At 68.9% G+C, this 19,367-nt stretch carries 19 protein-coding genes; 12 read left to right on the top strand and 7 right to left on the bottom strand.

From position 1 onward, the window contains the following. Positions 1-3 precede the first annotated feature (3 nt). The 6 genes from ACGF3A_RS36120 to ACGF3A_RS36145 are packed head-to-tail and all read left to right on the top strand — an operon-like array spanning position 4 to position 6,007. The gene (locus tag ACGF3A_RS36120) at positions 4-1,539 is read left to right on the top strand and encodes an SCO6880 family protein (protein WP_393734723.1); all 1,536 of its coding nucleotides are present in this window, start codon (positions 4-6) and stop codon (positions 1,537-1,539) included. Further along, positions 1,536-2,966 (top strand): ATP/GTP-binding protein, encoded by a 1,431-nt coding sequence (locus ACGF3A_RS36125; RefSeq protein ID WP_393734724.1) that lies wholly within the window; start codon positions 1,536-1,538, stop codon positions 2,964-2,966. The genes ACGF3A_RS36120 and ACGF3A_RS36125 overlap by 4 nt, the downstream gene beginning before the upstream one ends. Positions 2,967-2,981: 15 nt before the next feature. Then, positions 2,982-3,176 carry a hypothetical protein gene (locus tag ACGF3A_RS36130; RefSeq protein WP_393734725.1) on the top strand — a complete coding sequence of 65 codons (195 nt, stop codon included), beginning with the start codon at positions 2,982-2,984 and terminating at the stop codon, positions 3,174-3,176. Between the two features lie 10 nt (positions 3,177-3,186). After that, the gene (locus tag ACGF3A_RS36135; protein WP_393734726.1) at positions 3,187-4,635 is read left to right on the top strand and encodes a type IV secretory system conjugative DNA transfer family protein; all 1,449 of its coding nucleotides are present in this window, start codon (positions 3,187-3,189) and stop codon (positions 4,633-4,635) included. Then, positions 4,632-5,069 carry a hypothetical protein gene (locus tag ACGF3A_RS36140; protein ID WP_393734727.1) on the top strand — a complete coding sequence of 146 codons (438 nt, stop codon included), beginning with the start codon at positions 4,632-4,634 and terminating at the stop codon, positions 5,067-5,069. Before ACGF3A_RS36135 ends, ACGF3A_RS36140 begins: the two co-directional genes overlap by 4 nt. After that, positions 5,066-6,007 (top strand): bifunctional DNA primase/polymerase, encoded by a 942-nt coding sequence (locus tag ACGF3A_RS36145; RefSeq protein WP_393734728.1) that lies wholly within the window; start codon positions 5,066-5,068, stop codon positions 6,005-6,007. Before ACGF3A_RS36140 ends, ACGF3A_RS36145 begins: the two co-directional genes overlap by 4 nt. 115 nt (positions 6,008-6,122) lie before the next feature. On the opposite strand, the gene ACGF3A_RS36150 is transcribed toward ACGF3A_RS36145, so the two are convergent. Then, positions 6,123-9,101: a helix-turn-helix domain-containing protein gene (locus ACGF3A_RS36150; protein WP_393734729.1), complete on the bottom strand. Its 2,979-nt coding sequence runs from the start codon at positions 9,099-9,101 to the stop codon at positions 6,123-6,125. A gap of 120 nt (positions 9,102-9,221) precedes the next feature. Here ACGF3A_RS36150 and ACGF3A_RS36155 point away from each other — a divergent pair, with 120 nt between their 5' ends. Together ACGF3A_RS36155 and ACGF3A_RS36160 are read left to right on the top strand one after the other, a co-directional pair. Beyond that, positions 9,222-9,425 (top strand): hypothetical protein, encoded by a 204-nt coding sequence (locus ACGF3A_RS36155; protein ID WP_393734730.1) that lies wholly within the window; start codon positions 9,222-9,224, stop codon positions 9,423-9,425. A gap of 63 nt (positions 9,426-9,488) precedes the next feature. Continuing rightward, positions 9,489-10,127 carry a hypothetical protein gene (locus ACGF3A_RS36160; RefSeq protein ID WP_393734731.1) on the top strand — a complete coding sequence of 213 codons (639 nt, stop codon included), beginning with the start codon at positions 9,489-9,491 and terminating at the stop codon, positions 10,125-10,127. Between the two features lie 42 nt (positions 10,128-10,169). Here ACGF3A_RS36160 and ACGF3A_RS36165 read toward each other — a convergent pair whose 3' ends face one another. The 4 genes from ACGF3A_RS36165 to ACGF3A_RS36180 all read right to left on the bottom strand — a co-directional run bounded on the left by ACGF3A_RS36165 (position 10,170) and on the right by ACGF3A_RS36180 (position 13,435). Beyond that, a complete protein-coding gene (locus ACGF3A_RS36165) occupies positions 10,170-10,877 on the bottom strand; it encodes a 2'-5' RNA ligase family protein (protein ID WP_393734732.1) in 708 nt (235 codons plus the stop codon). A 30-nt stretch (positions 10,878-10,907) separates the two neighbouring features. Further along, a complete protein-coding gene (locus ACGF3A_RS36170; RefSeq protein ID WP_393734733.1) occupies positions 10,908-12,275 on the bottom strand; it encodes a helix-turn-helix domain-containing protein in 1,368 nt (455 codons plus the stop codon). A 90-nt stretch (positions 12,276-12,365) separates the two neighbouring features. Next, positions 12,366-12,566, bottom strand: coding sequence for a DUF397 domain-containing protein (locus tag ACGF3A_RS36175; protein ID WP_393734734.1), 201 nt, complete (start codon positions 12,564-12,566; stop codon positions 12,366-12,368). 17 nt (positions 12,567-12,583) lie between these two features. Next, positions 12,584-13,435, bottom strand: coding sequence for a helix-turn-helix domain-containing protein (locus tag ACGF3A_RS36180; RefSeq protein ID WP_393734735.1), 852 nt, complete (start codon positions 13,433-13,435; stop codon positions 12,584-12,586). 469 nt (positions 13,436-13,904) lie between these two features. Here ACGF3A_RS36180 and ACGF3A_RS36185 point away from each other — a divergent pair, with 469 nt between their 5' ends. From ACGF3A_RS36185 to murF, 3 genes are all read left to right on the top strand, one after another. Continuing rightward, positions 13,905-14,414, top strand: coding sequence for an ATP-binding protein (locus ACGF3A_RS36185; RefSeq protein ID WP_393734736.1), 510 nt, complete (start codon positions 13,905-13,907; stop codon positions 14,412-14,414). Then, positions 14,411-14,938: a DUF6624 domain-containing protein gene (locus tag ACGF3A_RS36190; RefSeq protein ID WP_393734737.1), complete on the top strand. Its 528-nt coding sequence runs from the start codon at positions 14,411-14,413 to the stop codon at positions 14,936-14,938. The genes ACGF3A_RS36185 and ACGF3A_RS36190 overlap by 4 nt, the downstream gene beginning before the upstream one ends. A 124-nt stretch (positions 14,939-15,062) precedes the next feature. After that, positions 15,063-16,457: a UDP-N-acetylmuramoyl-tripeptide--D-alanyl-D-alanine ligase gene (murF, locus tag ACGF3A_RS36195; RefSeq protein WP_393734738.1), complete on the top strand. Its 1,395-nt coding sequence runs from the start codon at positions 15,063-15,065 to the stop codon at positions 16,455-16,457. Here the strand turns inward: murF and murC are convergent. Continuing rightward, positions 16,454-17,866: a UDP-N-acetylmuramate--L-alanine ligase gene (gene murC, locus ACGF3A_RS36200; protein WP_393734739.1), complete on the bottom strand. Its 1,413-nt coding sequence runs from the start codon at positions 17,864-17,866 to the stop codon at positions 16,454-16,456. The genes murF and murC overlap by 4 nt on opposite strands. Before the next feature lie 156 nt (positions 17,867-18,022). On the opposite strand from murC, the gene ACGF3A_RS36205 reads away from it, so the two are divergent. Then, the gene (locus ACGF3A_RS36205) at positions 18,023-18,433 is read left to right on the top strand and encodes a hypothetical protein (RefSeq protein WP_393734740.1); all 411 of its coding nucleotides are present in this window, start codon (positions 18,023-18,025) and stop codon (positions 18,431-18,433) included. Positions 18,434-18,451: 18 nt separating this feature from the next. Here the strand turns inward: ACGF3A_RS36205 and ACGF3A_RS36210 are convergent, their stop codons facing one another. Continuing rightward, positions 18,452-19,312 carry a hypothetical protein gene (locus ACGF3A_RS36210; RefSeq protein ID WP_393734741.1) on the bottom strand — a complete coding sequence of 287 codons (861 nt, stop codon included), beginning with the start codon at positions 19,310-19,312 and terminating at the stop codon, positions 18,452-18,454. Positions 19,313-19,367: the final 55 nt, after the last annotated feature.

Consider the following 19,367-nt stretch of genomic DNA (forward strand, 5'->3'; position numbering starts at 1 on the left):
ACCATGGCCACCAGCCGTACATACCTGTTCGGAAAGCACCGCCCCACCGGCCTGTTCGGGAAGCGGGACCTGGGTGAGCAAGCCGTTCTCGGTGCCGGGGCGGCGCTCGGGATCCTCGGCGGATACGCGTTCTCCGCCGTCACCTTCCTGGCGGTCCTCGGGCTCCTCGGGCCGATCGCCGTCGCGGCGGTCGTCGTGTACGCCCCGTACCGGCCGAAGGGCTCGCAGAGCCGCCGCACCCTGTACCGGTGGTGGCGGATCATGGCCCACCGCCGCCGGACACTGCACCGTACGACGGGCGGGGTGTGGGTCTCACCCGCCCCCGAGGCCGGAGTACGGGCGGTCAACGGCCGTCCCCCGGACGCGGCGCTCACCGGCCCCGACGGCATGAACGGCATGACCTGGCTGCCCGCCAAGGTGCGCGGCCAGGACGTGACCGTCGTCCTACAGCCGCAGTCGCGCTGCATGACGGCCACGCTGGAGGTCACTTCGCCCGGACTGGCGGGCAAGGACCAGGACGAACAGGCCGCGGCGTTGCACCGGTGGCGGGAACTGCTGGACGCCTTCGGCAACACCGCCGAGTCGCCCATCAAGCGCGTCCAGGTCCTGGCCCGGCAGTTGAAGTCCGACCCCGAGGCGCACCAGCGCTTCCTCGACGCGCGCGACACGTCGGCCTGCACGGCGAACGTCCCCCGCTGGCTCAAGGACTCGTACGGCGCGCTCGCCCAGGCCGTCTCCACCTCCGCCGAGGAGCACCGCTACTACGTCACGATCCACGCCGCGTACACCCGCGACGTCGCCGCCGACGCCGCAGACCGCGGCAAGGGCGACGAGGGACTGGCCGCCGTCATGGCGGCGAGCGTCGAGGAGCTGTGGTCCCGGTGCGAGGACGCGGAGCTGTCGGTCATCGCCCCGCTCGACGAGGCACGGCTGACCGCCTTCATCCGCAACTCCTACGACCCCGATCACCCGATCTGGGACACCGACCTGCCACGCCAGCACGCCTTCCCCCGCAACGTCGACATCCGCGACGGACGACACCTGGCCGCACGTGCGGCGGGGTCCACGGGCTGCTGGTACCACGCGACGGCGGCGGTGGTCGCCTGGCCGAGCACACCGGTCGGACCGAGCTTCCTCTCCCCGCTGCTGATCGGGATGCCGGACGTGGTCCGTACGTTCGCGATCACGCAGGACCTGGAGCCGAACGACGAGGCGGTCGGCCGGATGCTCGCCGAGGACACCAACAACCGCGCCGAGATGCACCGTGACGCCCAGAAGGGCAAGAACATCGACCCCAGGGACATGGTCGCCCGCGACGCCACGGCCAGCCGTGGCCTGGAGCTGGCCCGATCGGGCGCGGCGGGAGCGGCGGTGGTCGGCTACCTGACCGTCTCCGCGCGCACCGCCACGGAGCTGGAGCGGGTCAAGCGGACGGCAGCCTCCCGCGCCCGTTCCGCACTGCTCCGCATCGAATGGCTCAACCTGGAGCAAGCGCGGGCCTTCGCCAACACCCTCCCGTTCGCTGGAGGTATCCGATGAACGCCCTTCTCGACCGCGCCGTACTCAGCCCGCGCCATCAGACGGTTCGCCGGGCGCTGCACACCGCCACGACCGCCTCGCAGGCGCTCTACCTCCCGGTCGCCCCGCCCACGCTCGGCAGCGCGGGAGCGGTCATCGGGCGGGAGCTGTACAGCGGAAAGGCGTTCGTCTACTGCCCGTTCAGCTCCTTCGGCGACGGTCTCCCCGGCGGCAACATGATCGTGATGGGCGACACGGGACGCGGCAAGAGTTCCCTGACCAAGACGTACGCCGCCCGTCAGTTCCGGCTCGGCCGCCAGGTCGTCGTCCTCGACACCAAGGCCCAGGCGGAGCGGGAGGAGGGCGAGTGGGCGGCGCTCGGGCGGGCGCTGTCGGGCGTACCGCCGGTGAAGTTCGCCCCGGGCGGCGGCGTACGGGACGCAGCCTGCGTGAACCCGATGGACCCGGCCATCTCCGGCAAGCGGCAGACCGAACTGATCCGCACCATCGTCGAACTCGGTCTCGGCAAACGGCTCGACGAGTTCGCCGGCTCAGCCCTGCGCCTCGCGATCCGACAGGCGCGCGAGGGCGCGGAGGCGGAGGGACGGGTCCCGGTCCTGGCCGACGTCGCCGCGGCGCTGCGGTCGCCGTACGAGGGCGATGCCAGCGCGAAGCAGCGCACCCCGGCCGAGCTGCTGTCGGACGGCCTAGAGGCGTCGTACGTCCTCGACCGGCTCTGCGGCAGCGACACCGACTCCTCCGGCGACCTGACCGGCATGCTCGACGGCCCGACGAGCCTGAACGTCGAGCTGGACGCGTCGATGGTCGTCTTCGACCTGACGCGTATCCCGTCCGGGAGCGTGGCGATGACGATCCTGGTCGCCGTGATCTCCGTCTTCCTGGAGGAGGTCTGGCTCCACCCGGTCTGCGAGTGCGGCACGGACCCCGGCGAGCACGACCGTACGACCGTCGACACGGCCTCGGGCGCCTGGGAGCTGGGCGGCAATCCGCGGGCCGGGTGCGCGGGGTACGTGCAGCGGAAGCGGATCCTCGTGTGCGAGGAGGCATGGCACATCCTCGGGACGCCGCAACTCGCCTCTCTCCTAGAGAAGTTCCTGAAATTCGCGCGCGGCTTCGGGCTCTCCTGCATCCTCATCGTCCACCACCTCACAGACATCGACGACAGCTCGGAGACGCAGGCCGCGCTGAAGATGGCGGACACCGTCGTCGTCTACTCGATGAAGCACGCAGAGGCCGCCGCAACGGTGGCCCGCCTCGGCCTCCCGTCGTGGACGGCGGAGCACATCACCCGGCTACGGCGCGGCATCGCGCTCTGGAAGGTCGGCGAGATCATCTACCCCGGCGTCCAGCACCTGCTGACGGAGACGGAGCAGCACCTGTGCTTCTCCTCGGGCTCGATGCGCGACCACGCGACGGCGACGAGCTGAGCGGGGTTGATGGCCATGGACCTCCCCGTACTCCTCTACCTCTGCGTCGCCGTGGGCATCGTGGTCCTGGCGCTGCTCTGGCTGACGACCTGGTACGGCAAGCGCAACGCGGGCTTCGCGAGCCGACACCAGCTCCGCGGACGGCTCTCGGCACGGGCGGCCACCCGCGCGCACGAGATCCGCCCGTCTCTCACCAAGACGAAGCGATGAGGGCACGAACATGAAGTACGACCCCGCCGACTTCGGCTACCGCCTCGGCGTCTCCCAGCGGCCCAAGGGCGTGGACCTGTGGTCCCGCGCCGACCGGGCATGCCGCGTCATCGGCCCGATGGGCAGCGGCAAGACGCTGCGCTTCTTCTCGCCCGTCATACGAACCTGGCCCGGCCCGGTCTTCGCCACGTCCACGAAGGCGGACATGGTGGAGACGACCTGGGACGCCCGCCGGGACCGTCCGCTCCACGTCCTGGACCCGCAGGACCTGGCCCCGTCCCTCCCGAAGCTGCGCTGGTCCCCGATCAACGGAGCCGAGGACACCGAGACCGCCATGGCCCGCGCGAAGGGCTTCGTGGCCGGAGCCCGCATCCCCGGCGTCGTCTCGGAGTCGTCCGAGGGCACCGCGTTCTACAAGGGCCAGGCGGCCAAGGTGCTGGCCTGCCTGCTTCACGCCGCCGCGCTCGACGGCGTACAGCTGCGCGAGCTGCTCCGCTGGACGCGCAGGCCGACCGATCCCGCGCCGTTGGCCATCCTCGACGCCCACCCGGGCGCCGGCCCCGGCTGGGCAGAGACGCTGCTCAACTCCACGACCGGCGACGACCGTACGGTGGGCAACACGACGGTGACGCTGGACGCGGCGCTGGAGTGCTTCGCCCACGAGGCGGTCGTCGAGGCCCTGGAGGGCGGCGAGGACGACCCGACCGACATCCGCGCACTGCTCGACGCGGGCGGCACGATCTATCTCCTCGGCAAGGACTCCGAGACCTCGACCGTCGCCCCACTCACCACGGCGATAACGGAAGACCTCCTGGACACAGCGGAACGGCACGCATCCGTCGCGGCGACGGGCCGTCTGGACCCGCCCCTCCTTGCAGCGCTCGACGAGGCGCCGAACATCGCCCCCATCCCCTCCCTCCGCCAACGCGTCGCCGACGGACGCGGCCGGGGCATCACCGTCATCTACGGCCTCCAGGGCTGGGCCTCGGCCGCGGCCCGCTTCGGCGCGGCGGACGCGAAGGAGCTGGCGTCCTTCACCAACAACGTCGTCGTCTTCGGCGGCGTGAAGGACACCGCCTTCCTCCGCGAGATGTCCGACCTGTCAGGCCAGGTCGAACGCACCAAGACCACCCACACCCGCTCCACCGCCAACGGCCCGCACGACAACGTCTCCAAGGCCGTCCACACCGTCTACGAGCCGGTCCTCCGCCCCGACGAGATCAAGGCCCTGGACGTGGAAGCGGGCCACGCACTCGTCTTCGCCGACAACCTCCCGCCGGTCGTCACGCGGCTGGAGGGCATGTGGACGTGGTCCTCCTGGCCGCAGATCCAGTCCTCGGTCCGCGAGCTGCGCGCGGCCAACGACGCCGAACGCGCCCGCCGCGCGGCTCTCCGCACCAAGCAGGCAGCGGCACACGCGAAGGCGTGGGACTCCCGGAAGGGACAGGGGACGCCATGACGTACGACCCGTTCCCGCCACTCCCGGCCGACGTCCACGAGTACCTTCTGGCGGTCATCGAGGAGGGCGGCCCGCTCCCCTGGGACCTCGGCGCGATCCCGACTTCGCTAGCGGACTCGGTCCTGCCTTGGCTCGCGACGGTGGTCCGTTGGCTGAACACCACCTACGCCTGGCAGCCCCACCAGCTCATCCCGCCCTGCTGGCGCCAGCACGACCACCTCACCTACGAGCTAGCCGCCCTCGCCTTCGCCCGCACCGATGCCTACCGCGACCCGGGCGCCGTCCCGATGTGGCGCGAGCAGTACGACCGCTTCCTGTCTCGGACGGCGACTTCGCTTGGCGCCAACGCCGACCAGTGCCGCATGGGCCGCCACCAGGACCGCCCCGCCCGCTACCACCTGGCGGTCTGGCCCGACGAGCCGAGCACATCGTGACCGGCGACATGCTGACGGCGGCGCTGGCCTGGCACCAGGCAGGCTGCTCGTTGGTCCGCGCTGCAACGGACGGCACGAAGCGCCCCCTCGGCCCGTGGAAGCGATACCAGCAGGCCCGAGCGAACGAACACCAGCTCCACGCCTGGTTCAAGGACGGCCACCCTGGCCTCGGCATCGTCTGCGGCGCCGTCTCGGGCAACCTGGAGGTCCTGGAGTTCGAGGGCGCGGCCATCACGAACGGCACCCTGGCCCAGTTCCACGCCGCGGTCGTCCGCTCCGGCCTGGTCCTCCCGTGGTCTACCCTCCGGACCGGCTGCGTCATCCGCTCCCCCAGCGGCGGCCTCCACTACTACTTCCGCACCCCAGGCCCCGCCCTTCCCAACACCCGCCTGGCCACGAAGAACGGAAACGTCCTCGTCGAAACCCGCGGCGAAGGCGGCTACGTCATCACCGCCCCGTCCCACGGTCCGGTGCACCCCACGGGCCAGCCGTACCTCCTTCTCCAGGGGGGCCCGCCGACCGTTCCGCTCCTCACGATCGACGATCGCGACGCCCTACTCACCACAGCCCGTTCCCTCGACCGGGCTCACCCCGAGGCGAGGACCAGGACGCCCCAGGCCAAGCTCGGAGGGGCACGCCCCGGAGACGACTTCGAACGCCGCACCGACTGGGCCGAGATCCTAATCCCCGCAGGCTGGGCCTTGGTCCGCACTGACGGTCACACCCGATACTGGCGTCGTCCAGGCAAGAGGTTCGGGGTCTCCGCCACCTCCGGAAACAGCACCGCTCGCGACCGCCTCTACGTGTTCTCCACCAGCACCCCGTTCGCTCCTCAGTCTCCGTACACGAAGTTCGCCGCCTACGCGCTCCTCAGCCACGCCGGGGACCACCGAACGGCGGCGCGATGGCTTCGCGACCGGGGGTATGGCAGTCGCTAGAGCGTTTCTGATGGGGCTTGGTCGACCACCGGGGGGCATGAGCCGTGCTGGGCGATCGATCTCGTCTAAGGCCACCAGATGGTTCCATGAGTCCTATTAGGTCCCCCAGGCTGACCTAGAACTCGTGAGGCTGCTTGCATTGGTCGAGCAGAGTGGAGACGGATGGTTGCCATGGGGGCGTCGGCGTACCGTCCGGGTCCAAGCCGTACGGCCACAGCCCATCCCCTTCCTCCCGTATCTCGGCCATGCGGTAGAGGACGTCAGTGGCGCCATAGTCGGCGGCCTGCCGGGCAAGAGCCTCGGCACCCTCCCTGTCCCCAACCCCCTCACGCATTACTGCCAAGCGATACAAGGCGCCGATGCTTCCGTGGTCGCCAGCCTGCCAGGCGAGCGCCTCAGCGCCGTTCTGATCTCCTGCTCCCTCTCGCATCTCGACCAGGCGGTAGATCATGTCAGTGTCACCGTGGTCGGCAGCCCGCCGAGCAAGGGCCTCCGCAGCACTCCAGTCCCCCGACCTTGCTCGCATCTCGGCCAGACGGCGCAGCATGTCGGTGTCACCATGGTCAGCAATCTGCCGCGCAAGGACCTCGGCCCCCTCCTCGTCTCCAGCCTCTACCCGCATGTTGGCCAGATGGCGCAAGGCTCCGGCGTGGCCACGGATGGCGGCCTGCCGTGCGAGGGCCTCGGCACCCTCCCCGTCCCCAGCCTCTTCCCGCATCTTGGCCAGCCGGTACAGAACGTCAGTATTGCCGTCGTCAGCGGCCTGGCGAAGAACACGCTCGGCACCTTCCCCGTCGCCAGCCCTTACCCGCAATTCGACCAGATGGAGCACGGCTCTGGTGTGGCCACGGTCGGCGGCCTGACCAAGGAAACGTTCGGCGCCCTCCCCGTCCCCAGCCTTCTCCCGCATCTCGGCCAACCGGTACAAGGCACCAGCACTGCCGTGTTCAGCGGCCTGGCGAAGAACACGTTCGGCGCCCTCCCCGTCGCCAGCCTCCCCTCGCATATCGACCAGCCGATATAGAGCGCCAGTATCGCCAAGATCGGCGGCCTGACAGGCGAGCACCTCAGCCCCCTCATAGTCCCTGGCCATCTCCCGCCTCACGACCAGCCGGTACAGGGCCCTGGTATCGCTGCGGTCAGCAGCCTCCCGAAGTAGGCGCTCGGCATCCGCCCGACTCCCAGCTTCCTCCCACATCTCGGCTACGGTGTGCAAAATGCTGGTGTCGCCGTGGTCGGCAATCTGCTGAGCGAGCGCTTCGGCATCGCCCCACCTCTCAGCTTCTATCCGCATTTTGAACAGATGTCGCTGAACACTGGCGTCACCGTAATCGGTGGCCCGCCGTGCGAGGGCTTCGGCACCTTCCCAATCCCCAGCCATCTCACGCCTAATGACCAGCCGACGCAAGGCGCCGATGCTGCCTTGGTCTGTGGCCTGTCGGAGAAGACACTCCGCTTCCTTCCGACACCCCGCTTCCTCCCGCATCGCGGCCAACCGGTACAAGGCACCAGCACTGCCGTGTTCAGCGGCCCGTCGGAGAAGACACTCCGCTTCCTTCCGACACCCCGCCTCCTCCCGTCTCAAAGCCAGCCGATACAGGGCGCCGATACTTCCATGTTCAGCAGCCTGGAGGCGAAGGGAGTGGGCCCATTGGAGGCGATGCCGGTCCTCAGCAGCCTTGGCGAGGTTGTCAAGATCTCTTGGGTTGGTGAGGTGAGTGTGGGCCGCGTGCCAGAAGGACGCAGGCGGGCACAGTTGTCTGCGGGTCAGGTGTCCGTGTTGTTCAAGGTAGTCAGCAAGACGAAAGATGGGCTCTGCGAGCGACGGAGCCGAGGCTTCCGCAGTGGTGAGGTTGGGCGGGCGCCGTGCAGGTCGGAGGGTGGTGCATCGCAAGGAGGCGTGCTTACCGTGGACAGGTTCGGCGAGTTCGGCGTAGGCCCGCTCGGACCAGTCGTCGGTCAGTTGGTCGTAGTCGTCCTGGTTGAAGTAGTCGGCGGCTGCGTCGGTGAGGAACGCCCGAGGGAGGTGCAGCCCGACGCCGAGGCGGCGTGCGTCCATCGCCACCTCCAGCAGGGCCCGGGCGGCTGGGGTGGCGTGCTCGTAGCGCTTGAGGAGTTCAGGGGCGCCAGCCAGTTCCTGAGCCACCCGCCCACCCTCCCGAGTGCGGGTGATGGCGTCGGCCAGCAACTGGTCACCGTCAGCGGCAAGGTCGGCAGCTTTGGCTAGGGCTACAGCGTCGAAGGTTTCGGGGACGGTCAGGGTGTTGCCCGCGAGGACTTCCCGCACCCGACTGTGCGCATCTTCGCCACCCAGCGTAGGCAGGGCGGTGTATTGACGGTCGTACTCCGGCCACAGTGTGCCCAGCACCAGGACCGGTCCGCGTTCCGGCCGGGTCAGCAGATCATGCACGGCCGCCGCGATCCGCTCGCCAGCCACTGAATCGCCCAGATAGTGCTGAGCCTCATTCAGCCACATCACCGTGCGTGGCCGAACGCGGTGCAGTTCCTCCAAGGCGGCCTCAGTCCGGGTCGGGTCGAAGGGGTGCCACAGCCACCATCCCTGATCCGCCAGGGGTTGCACCGCCTCCCAGCAAGCCCGTGTCTTGCCCGTCGAGGAGGAGCCCACCAGGACCACAATCCGGCTGTGCCCCTGCCCAACCTGCCTGACCGCCTCGGCCAGCACCCGATCATGGTCCCGGGGCACGTATCCGGGCAGCACCCGCCGCTGCGGCGCATCGGCACCGGACCCCTGCGGGATGGGCCCGGCAGGGTGGACCTCCAAGGCGTGCGGTTCCCACTCCCCGATCGGCCTGCCCGGCCCCTCCCTATCCCCCATGCACGGGTCCTCCGATGCGGCCCGCCGGAGTTCCAGCAGCTCCTCCACCGGCAGACGCAGCGCCCGGCCCAGCGCCGCGACCGTCGCTTCCGACGGGAGGGGCGCGTGGGGCGAGAATGCCTCCGACACAGTTGTCCGACTTAGGTGGGCGTTCTGGGCGATCTGTGTCTGTTTCAGCCCTTTCCGGGCCTTCCCGTCGGCCAGTCTCCTACACAGTTCGATGAGCGCCGGAGTCTGGCCGCTCCGCTCCTCGTTCACGCACCCCTCCCCGCACATGGTGTTCGCCGTTGTTCATCTTCCTCTCGGCGAACCCCGGCGCACATCGATTCCGCCACCGTCGCTCACGTCAAACATCCCCTCGTGCAAAGGGAGCTTGTCGTGACCGTCGCCGTCGTCCTCCTCACCACTGCGCTCGTCACCGTCATCGCGCTGCTGGCCGCAGTGGGCGCGGCCGTCCTCGCCCGCATGGATGGCGCCACCTACCCCACCACCCTCACCCGCGCCGCCACCGCCTTCGCGGCCGTCATCACCCTCGCCGCCGCCGTGACCGCCGCCCTCTCCGCCCTCCTCGCCTATTCGTGAGTTCACCAGTCGCCCGCCCCCGGGCTCGGGCATCCTCGGGCCTGAGTCGGGAGCCCCAGGCACATGACCACCAACAGCGATTCACGGCGATGCGGAGACCACATGAGCTGGACAGCGAAGGAGTTCGGGGCCTCGCACGAAGGCGTGCCGGTGGCGTTGCTGGCTGACGGGAGCGAACCCAAGCCGGTCTATTTCGATGCAGGCAGCGGCGGCGGAGGCAAGACAGTATCCGACTGGTGGATCTACGACGGGCAGTCGCGGGCTCCGTTGGCTACGCATCTACGCAGCTCTTGCGCGTGCGGTTGGCGCGGAGAGCAGCGCTACGTGCTCGACTGGTCAGAGATGATCGACAGTCCGTGCGACATCGACATCTCGGGCCCTCGCGAAGACTGGAAGCGGCACATCGAAGAGGTCCGGGCGCGTACGGTACCGCTGCCCGTCGAGCTGGAGGCGTTGCTGGAACGGCTGGAGCAGCAGATCAGCGCCCTGGCTGATGACGCGCCGCTGGCAGCGCTACGGGCGGTTGCCGCCCTGGAGCGCATCACCGAGGACATCGCACCCCACGCCGCGTGCGCTGCGGAAGCCGATGACCTGTCGTGGTCGACGATAGCTACCGCCCTGGGTCTCACCGAGAAGGAAGCTCAGTCTCGGCTGCTGCACCACCAGCTCAAGGGCATGGGCTCCCGACGTGTCCGACTGTGAGGAACTGGACGGCATGCCCGGCTCGGCCACCCGCAGTGGAGATCACTTCAACGGAATCCGGTGCAGCAGGCGTATCCGATAGGCCCTGTCGGTCCTCTGGAGTTCCACCACTTCGACGGTGCTCACGTCGAGGGCCACAGGGAGCAATTGCCGAAGCGTGGCGGCCACTTCGACCATGGGAGCGGCCGGTCGCTCACGGTTGTTGTACGCCACCCCCATATGCGGGCGGAATCCACTGGTCGGCTTGCCGCCGGGCACCCCGACCGAGGCGTTGATCTCTGTCAGGGCGGCGTGGAGGCGGACCAGGGGCGCCCACGGCGTGAGCGAGAGGCGAAGGGCTCCTCGTGACCCCGCGAGCGGATGCGCGTGCAGTCGGAACGGCGGCTCGGTGCCCTTGGCCGCGTGATCGGCCAGGACGTCGATGGCCGAGGGAGAAACCTTTGACGCGTCTCCGATCCGGGCGAGGGTGACGTGCAGGCCGTCGAAGGGGACGAGGTCCAGGCCCAGCGGGGTGATCTCCTCCTGGCAGCGCTGGACGAGGTCCCCCAACTCGCGGTGACCGCCGAAAGTGAGCATCCAGTAGTACGCGCGGCGTCCCTCGTACCACCCGGGCCGGTCCCAGTGGTTGACCATGCGCTCGACCGTCGCGAACGACTGCCAGTCGTGCTCCACGATCGTCTGCGCGTCATCGAGATCCGCGGGCGGCTCGACGGGGAAGGACGCGGCATCGGACGTCAGCTTCGGGATCACATCGCTCCATCGCTCGGCTCGGTTGCTGTCTCACGGCACGCGGCGGTCAGCCACCAACCGAGTCTGCGGATGCGACTGCCACGTGCGCAGTACCTCCGCATACTCCCTCACGGGCGCCTCACGTCGCCATCGCAGAGCCTGCTCGTAGAGTTCCCGGGCACGCTTCCAGACCGAGCGGATCGGCGGCGTGCCTCCCGTGTTCAGCGCACTCACGCCGAGCGACATCGCCTGCTCCACGTCGCGACGCTTCCGGCGGAGGAGTGCGGAGGCGACGTCCATACGGACGAGGGCCCGGCTCCACTCCGAATCGGACCGCTCGACCAGGTCCTCGATCTCGTCCGCGTCTGCCAGGACTGCTTCCGTGTCTCCGGAGGAGAGGCGCGCGGTGATCGCGTTCGCCAGCGTGCGGGCGAGCGAGTACGGAACGAAGTCGATGCACGCGGTGAGTCCCACGGGAAGCTCCTGCTGGCGCTCCGAGAGCGCCAGGGCCCGGCCGATCGCGGCTTCGGCCGCGGCGCGGTCTCCCATTCGTGCGTACGCCCGAGCGCAGCCGTTCACGAGCAACCGAATGGCCTGTGGGTTTTCGGGGGAAAGGTCGACTCCGGCCTGTGCCGCGCGCGCCGCTTCCGCGTAGCGCCCCGCGTAGTACAGGCCGAGCGAACGGGTTCCGTAGACCCACATTTCCGTTCCCGTGTCCCCGACCTCCCTCGCCAGGGCCTCTGCCTCCGCGCAGTACGCCTGTGACACGTCAAGGGGAGCCGAGGCGTTGACTGCCATGTATCCGATGAGACCGGCTGTTCGGGCCGTGTGCAGGAAGAGGTCGGAACGGACGCGGGGCGGTTGCGGGCCCTCAAGCGCACCGTGCAGAGCGTTCCGGAGGACACGGACCTCGGGAGCCAGACGATGCGGCCCGAGGCGTTCGTAGCGCTGGACGACGCTGTCGACGGCGAGGGTGGCCGTCGCCACCAGCGCGGAGTGGCCGGAGGGTTCTGTGAGAGCGAGGGTCTGGGCAACGATCTCGTCCGGGGCATCGAATTGCGCACGGCGCGGGCTCAAGGCGCCACGCGGCCCGGCTCCTTGACGCCGCGGCTCATGTGACGACGCCGACTCCGAGCTGTCCGCATGACGATGTCGGGCGGACCTGTGCTCCTTCATCCTGTCCCAGAGCCTGACCACGGCGCCGCCCGCGTCCAGGCGCTCGTCTATGGCGACGGCCAGTTGCCTGGAACAGGAGCGCTCCGCCTTCTCGATACGTTCCACCGTCGTCGAGCTGACGTGCGCCGCCGCACCCAGTTCCCGGGTGGAGAGCCCTCTCACCATGCGCCAGTTCCGGACCTCCTTGCCGAACCACGCTTCCCATGATTCGGAGTCGTCAAGGAGCTTGGGTACTTGCGGCATCGTCGTTCTCCTCCGACGCTCGATGCGGACAAGAACCGGGACAGCCCGGTGTCCGCATCAAACTTTTTGTGTACGCAAGACTTCGCCGGGTCATCGGCGGTCGACCTCGCACGAAAGGTCGTCGGCGATAAACCGACCCCATACCGTCGGGGAGAAGCGACAGACGCCATCGCGGCGCTTCGAGTCCCGGACGGCCACACGGCCGTCGGGCAGCAGCGCCGCTTCCACACAGTCGTCGCTCGGAGCGCCGCTGTAGCTGCTCTTGATCCAGTTCAACTGCTGCTCGGTCACGTGGCACCTTTCTGGGTTCATCGGTGTCCCCTGCTGATCTCTGTGATCAGCTCGGCGGAGTCGTCGGGGGAGAGCGCCTCCCGGCAGAGGTGACGGAAGGAGGCGCTGAAGGTCTCGCAGACGTTGGGCTCCTCCAGGTACAGAGAGCCCGCGGGGTTCTCCAAGTACACGACGTCGAGCCCGGGGTCGGGGCCGCCGAGCACGATGAAGGAGTTCATGGCAGTGCTGTACGCGCCGGCCCCGAAGGGCAGGACCTGGAGGATCACGTGAGGCTCCCGGCCACGGTGCAGCAGATGGTCGAGCTGGCGCCGCATCACCTCCGGACCGCCGACCGAGCGGCGGAGCACGGATTCGTCGAGGACGACGTGGTACTCCGGCGACCCCGCCCCTTCGAGCAGCTTCTGTCGCCGCATACGCACATCGAGGAACCCTTCCGATTCCGCAGGTGGCAGCGGATCGGTCGGCGGCAGCTTGATGGCGCGGGCGTAGTCCCGGTTCTGGAGCAGGCCAGGAACCACTACTGGGGCAAACTGACAGATGCGGGCCGCTTCATGTTCGAGCGCGATCAAGACCGCAAGCGGATTTGGCAGCTTGTCTGCTACCGGGACCCACCATTCGTTCTTCTTGTTCGACTGCTTGGCCAGTTCGACAAGAGCCTCACGCTCTGAGTCGGAAGTGCCGTACACACGGCACATCTGATCCACCTGGTTCCAGCGAACAGTTCCCTTCGCGCGCTCGTATCGACTCACGGTGGCCTTTGAAACACCGGCGAGTTCTCCGGCCTGCTCCGCTGTGAGCCCGCTGCTCTGGCGGAGTTCGAGTAGACGGAAACCCAATTGGCGACGGCGAGTCGTCGGTCCTCCCGCCACGGCGGCTCCCTTCGTGGTTCCGCGAGTGGTCGACATGTCCAGCAACAGGACACGTGTCCAAGGAAGTTACACGCGGCGACCCACCCACAGCGGCCACGACGAGAGCCCGCACGAGGTGATGCGGACACTTCCCCAGTGAGCGTTACACGGCGGGCCTTCCGCCGGACATACTCCAAGTCTTCCTCCGGCACGCCGGGTTGGAACACCCGTGATCGATGACCGGCGGTCAAGCCTTCCAGCTCTCTGAGGACATCAGCATGAATCAGATGTCGAAACCTGCCGCAGTACGCCCGGGGTTCACCATCTCAGCAGTCCCGACACCGACGGCTGCGGACGCAATAGACCTTGCGACGAGGTTTGCGGACGAAGACCGAGCCGCCTATTCGACCGAGGGCTGTGCGCGCCTCCCCGCCCGACTGCGTGTACGCACGCGCTCAAGGACTCGGGACTTCATCCGGGAGCTGATCCCATGCCCGTGAAGAGCCGGGTCGCCGAACTGCCCGCCATGTCCGGCTCCGGGGACGACGCGCCGCTGCAAGCCGCCTGCGGCTACTACCTGATCTCGCAAGAGGACGGCTTCGTCCTGCACATGAGCTGCAGCCACGAGCGCCTGAGCGCCCTGCGCTCGCTGGTTACGAAGACAGTCACCGGCGCGGGGGTGGGCGACACGGTGGCCGACTGCGCCGAACTCGTCACCAGTGAACTGGTCAGTAACGCCGTACGCGCCTGCGGCCCCTGGGCCCCCGTCGTCGTCCGCCTGACCGTGGACGAGGGCGCCGTACTCGTCGAGGTCCACGACCCCGACCGAGCTGCCCTCCCCGAGCGGTGGGCCACGGCGCCGGACGATGCCACGAGCGAGTCCGGCCGCGGCCTCTGGATCCTCGACGCCCTCGCCCCCGGCTGGAGGGTACGGCTCACTCCCCTGGGCAAGCAGATCGAGTGTCGCCTCCCGTACGCCGAGGCGGTGACGCAGGCATGAGGCCGCCCGCCCAGTCCCGGCCAGATGCCGTCGCCCGCGATCTCCTGCTCCGGGCAGAGGAGGACAAGCGGCTGTCCCGAATCGCGATCGAGAAGCCGTCGGCTCTTCACCGGCAGCGTCTGGCCACGTGCCGCAGGGCGAACGCGGCGGCGTTGGACCACATCGTGCGGAACGAGGGCTGGCCCGGCCGGGCGCTGGTGGGCGAGGTCGCCTCCACCGCCGCGCTGATGCTGCTGCTCCACGCCGACGATCTGGCCTTCCAGCTCCGCTGCCGGGATCTGATCACGGCGGCCGTCGAGCGCGGCGACTGCCCGCGCATCCACCACGCCTACATCGTCGATCACTGCGCGGTCGAGCAGCGGATCCCGCAGACATACGGCACGCGCGTCGCTACGAAAACCGCCCTGCCGTACGCGATCGACGACCCGGAGTCCGTCGATGAGCGCCGCCGCGCCGTCGGGCTGCCCCCACTCGCCGAGCAGACGCAGGCGCTCCGACAGCAGCTCACGGGCCGGTTCCCGTGACCTCAGCGGCTCACCGCGACACTCGACGCTCGCTGAGGCGCTCCGCCGCCAGTCGCCGGTAGCGTCCAGCCCCACCCGACCGCTCACCCACCCCCCCCCATCCACCTGACCAGGGAGAACCCTCATGCAGCCCATGACCTTGTCCGAGATCGCCGACGTGGTCGGCGGCAAGCTCGCCGACGCCGCCGACCCGGACCTCGTCGTCACCGGTCCGGCGGCCTTCGACTCCCGGCAGGCCGGTCCCGGTGTGCTGTTCCTCGCGTTGAGCGGGGAGCACGCCGACGGTCACGCGTACGCGCGCAGCGCGGTCGAGAGCGGAGCCGCCGCCGTCCTCGCCGCGCGTCCGGTCGGCGTACCGGCGGTGATCGTGGACGATGTACTCGCCGCGTTCGGACGGCTCGGGCAGCACCTGGTCCACACGCTCGACCGCACGACGATCGTCGCCATCACCGGCTCGGCCGGGAAGACGTCGACCAAGGACCTGATCGCGCAGCTCCTCCAGACCGCGGGTCCCACGGTGGCCACGCCGCAGAGCTTCAACAACGAGATCGGGCTGCCGCTGACGATCACCATGGCCGATCCTTCCACCGGATTCCTGGTCCTGGAGATGGGCGCGCGGGGCGTCGGCCACATCCGCGAGCTGACCAGCGTCGCTCCGCCTCAGATCAGCGTCGTCACAAACGTAGGCACCGCGCACATCGGAGAGTTCGGCGGACGCGACAAGATCGCCGAAGCGAAGGGCGAGATCGTCGAGGCGCTGCCGCCCGGCGGCCTGGCCGTCCTCAACGCCGACGACCCGCTCGTCCTCGCCATGAAGCACCGCACCCGCGCCCGCGTCGCCACGTACGGTCTCGCGCCGGACGCGACCGTCCGCGCCACGGACGTCACCCTCAACGAACACGGACAGCCCCGCTTCACTCTGCACACCCCCGAGGGCACCGCCCCCGTCCAGCTTCAGCTCGTCGGCGAGCCCCAGGTCCACAACGCCCTGGCCGCCACCGCCGTCGCCCGCGAGGCCGGGCTGCCGCTGGACCAGATCGCCGACCTCCTCAGCTCCGCCGCCGCGCAGTCCCGCTGGCGGATGGAGGTCACCGAGCGCGCGGACGGCGTGACGATCGTCAACGACGCCTACAACGCCAACCCCGCCTCCATGGGCCACGCACTCAAGGCCCTGTCCGCCATGAGCCGCGGTCGAAGCCGTCGCGCCATCGCGGTCCTGGGCCACATGAACGAGCTGGGCGAAGACTCCCGTACCGCCCACGAAACAGTCGGCCGGAGCGCCGCCGAACTCGACCTGGACCACGTGCTCTTCGTAGGCGGGGAGGAAGCGCGATGGATGCAGCAGGCCGCCGCGGCGGGCGGCGCCAACGCCGTCCACCTGGACGACCAGGTCGCCGCCCTGGACCACCTGCGCTCCCTCCTGCGCACGGGGGACGTCGTCCTCCTCAAGGCCAGCCGTGGAGTCCGGCTGGAACGGCTCGCCGAGCGCCTGCTCCAGCCGGACTCCGAAGGCGCTTAGGCAGCGGCGCCGACCAGCTCGGCGCTCCGCGCGGTCGCGTCGGCCAGGAGGTGGCCGTGGTCGACGAGATCACCGGTGCCCATCAGCAGCACCACATCACCGGGCCGTGCCGCCTGGGCCACGTACGCGACGGCAGCGGCACGGTCCTCCTCGACGACCCCGGTGTGCCCGAGCCGCGCGGCACCGTCCGGAGCGCCGGTCAGCACGACCTCGTCGGCGGCGGCCAGGGCCCGGCCCAGCTCCGGCCCGAAGGCGTTGAGGCGTGCCCGACCGGCGGGCTGGAAGACCACCAGCACCCGCCCACCCGCGGCGACCTCGCGCGCGGCTGCGAGATCAGCGGCGACCTCGACGGGATGGTGCGCGAACGAGTCGTACGCCCACGCCACCCCGGGGACCGGGCTGAGCCGACGCCGTACTCCGGCGGAGGACACCAGCTTCCGCGCCACGATGCCGGGATCGACTCCGGCTGCGTGCGCGGCGGCAACGGCGCAGGCCGCGTTGTGCACCTGGTGCGCGCCGAGCACGCGCAGCTCCAGCGGGTACGTGGCCCCGTCGGGCCCGTGGAGCACGCCCCGGCTCCCGCGAGCGTCCGTACGCGCCCCCTCCACACGCCAGTCGACTTCGGGCCCACCGCCGACGGCCACGAGCTGCACCCCGTCGCGGCGCAGCCGCTCGGCCAGCTCTCGGCCACCGTCGCTGCCGACGTCGCTGCCGACGTGCAGCACGACGGTGCCACCGGGCCGCATGCGCCCGGCGAACTCCTCGTACGCGTCCAGGTGCGCGGCCAGGTCCCGGTAGTTCTCGGGGTGGTCGAAGCCCACGCTCGGGATGACCGCGATGTCGACCCGGGTGTTCACGAGCGTCCGGTCCGACTCGTCGACCTCGGCGACGAACAGCTTCCCGGCCCCGTGACGCCCGCCGAGGTCGCCGTCGGCGAATCGACCGCCGAGCACGTACGAGGGCGCACAGCCCTCGTGCGAAAGCGCGGAGGCCAGCATCCCCGTCGTGCTCGTCTTCCCGTGCGTACCGGTCACCCCGATCGCGGTCCTGCCCTCCATCACCGCGTCCAGCGCCATGGACCGGTGAACCAGCGGAATCCCACGCCGCTGGGCTTCGCGGATCTCCGGGTTGTCCGCGCCGACGGCATGCGTGAACACGACCGCGGTGGCGTCACCCGGTACATGCCACGCCTGCTGCCCCGACAGCACCCGTACACCCAGCGCGGCCAGCTCCTCCCCTGCCGCCTCCGGCCGGACGTCGCTCCCGGACACGGTCAGCCCTCGCGCGGCACACACCCGCGCCAGCGGCAGCATCCCGCTCCCGCCGATGCCGACGAAGTGCACACGACTCAGATCCACACCTTCGCCCACTGGGCTGGGCACGACGGTGGGAACAGCGGTCTCGGTCATCACTCGCCTCCTCTACGACGTGGCGCCCGCCCGTCGGACGCCACCCCGCAAAGGTCCCGAGACCGCCCCTCACACGGCTATGACCTGCGACGTTGCGAATCCATCCGCAACCCCCTCCCCCACACACCGCCAGCCCCACCCACGACGGAGACCCCGATGAGCACCCCCAACTACGCGCTCGCCCTGGCCCTCTCGGCCGCCGGCTGGTCGAACGGGGAGACAGCACGCCGTATCAACGCGCACGCCAGACTGCGGGGGCATCGAGGCATCGCCATCGATGCTGCTCGGGTCGGCCGCTGGATCCGCAATGGTGAAAAGCCACGGCCTCCTATACCTGGCCTCATCTCAGAGTTGCTCATTCAAGAAGTCGGCGAACCAGCGACAGCACAGGACCTCTGTCTGACCAAATCCTGCGCCATCCGAGTCACGATAGAAGAGCCCGACTACGCCATCCTGCTACTTCGGGCCGAAGCATCGAACCTCGCGCCGGACACTTACGTGCGCAACTTAGTTCTAGCAGATATTGCCACACAAGAGAACGGGCCATCTATCAGCACCACCGACTGAAAATTGGAGATCACGCGGTCACCCACGGCCGCGAGTCTGCCTTAGCTCGGGCACATCCCCCAAGAACTCTTCGGTGACATCCTTCACTTCTCCAGCCCAATGATTCACTTGCTCAATCAGGTGCCGATACCGAGTAAATTCTGCACCCGGATGAAGATGATGGATGTAGTTCGCCCTGGACACATCAGCCTCCACGGCCTGGATCGCCTGGAGAGCCGCACCAAGCCGCTCCATCATTGGATCATCCGGCGTCGGGAATCTCCCCGGGATAGCCAGATCGAAAGTAGCACTCCCTTCCTCAACATAGCGCCCCTCGAACGTCAGCGGGATGAACTTGCACCCGGCTGAACGGCGAAGACCATCCAACACTTTGAGATGCTCACTGCGAAATTCGACCCCAATCCATATCGCATGACTTGCGTCAACCTCCGCCGCGCAACTTATAAGACGTCCTAGATGGTCCGCGTCAGACTTTTCTAGCTGGTTTTCAATGACTACGTATCGCTCCCGGTTCTCAACCCTGGTCTTCGCAAGTACATCAATGCGGTAACCCGCTATACGTTCCTCCGTACCGACAAGTTGCAGTTCATTCTCTATTCGCGCAGCGTACTGAACCTGCCCCAGGCGCTCGGCAATCCAGGGAGTGAGGTCCCTGGCTTCATGCTTGAAAAATTTGCGCAGATCCCCAACAGGCTGCGTCCACCAGGTTCTCGATGCTTCCGTCCCCTCGGGCTCTACGGCATCTGCAATGTCAGCCGTTAGGGCTTCCTCCTCTTGCGGAGCCCGGAGGAGCTCATTCGCATCCAGCTCTTCGTACGCCTCGGCGAACGCCCGACCGAGTGCTGTCCAGTCGACGGATCGCGTTTCAGTGATCATCACGCCCGGAAGGATAGATTCCGGGTCTGACAATCCCATGCAGCGCCAGCCTCAGCGA

Origin of the sequence: Streptomyces sp. NPDC048172, assembly GCF_043202595.1 — a bacterium.
Classification (GTDB): Bacteria; Actinomycetota; Actinomycetes; order Streptomycetales; family Streptomycetaceae; genus Streptomyces.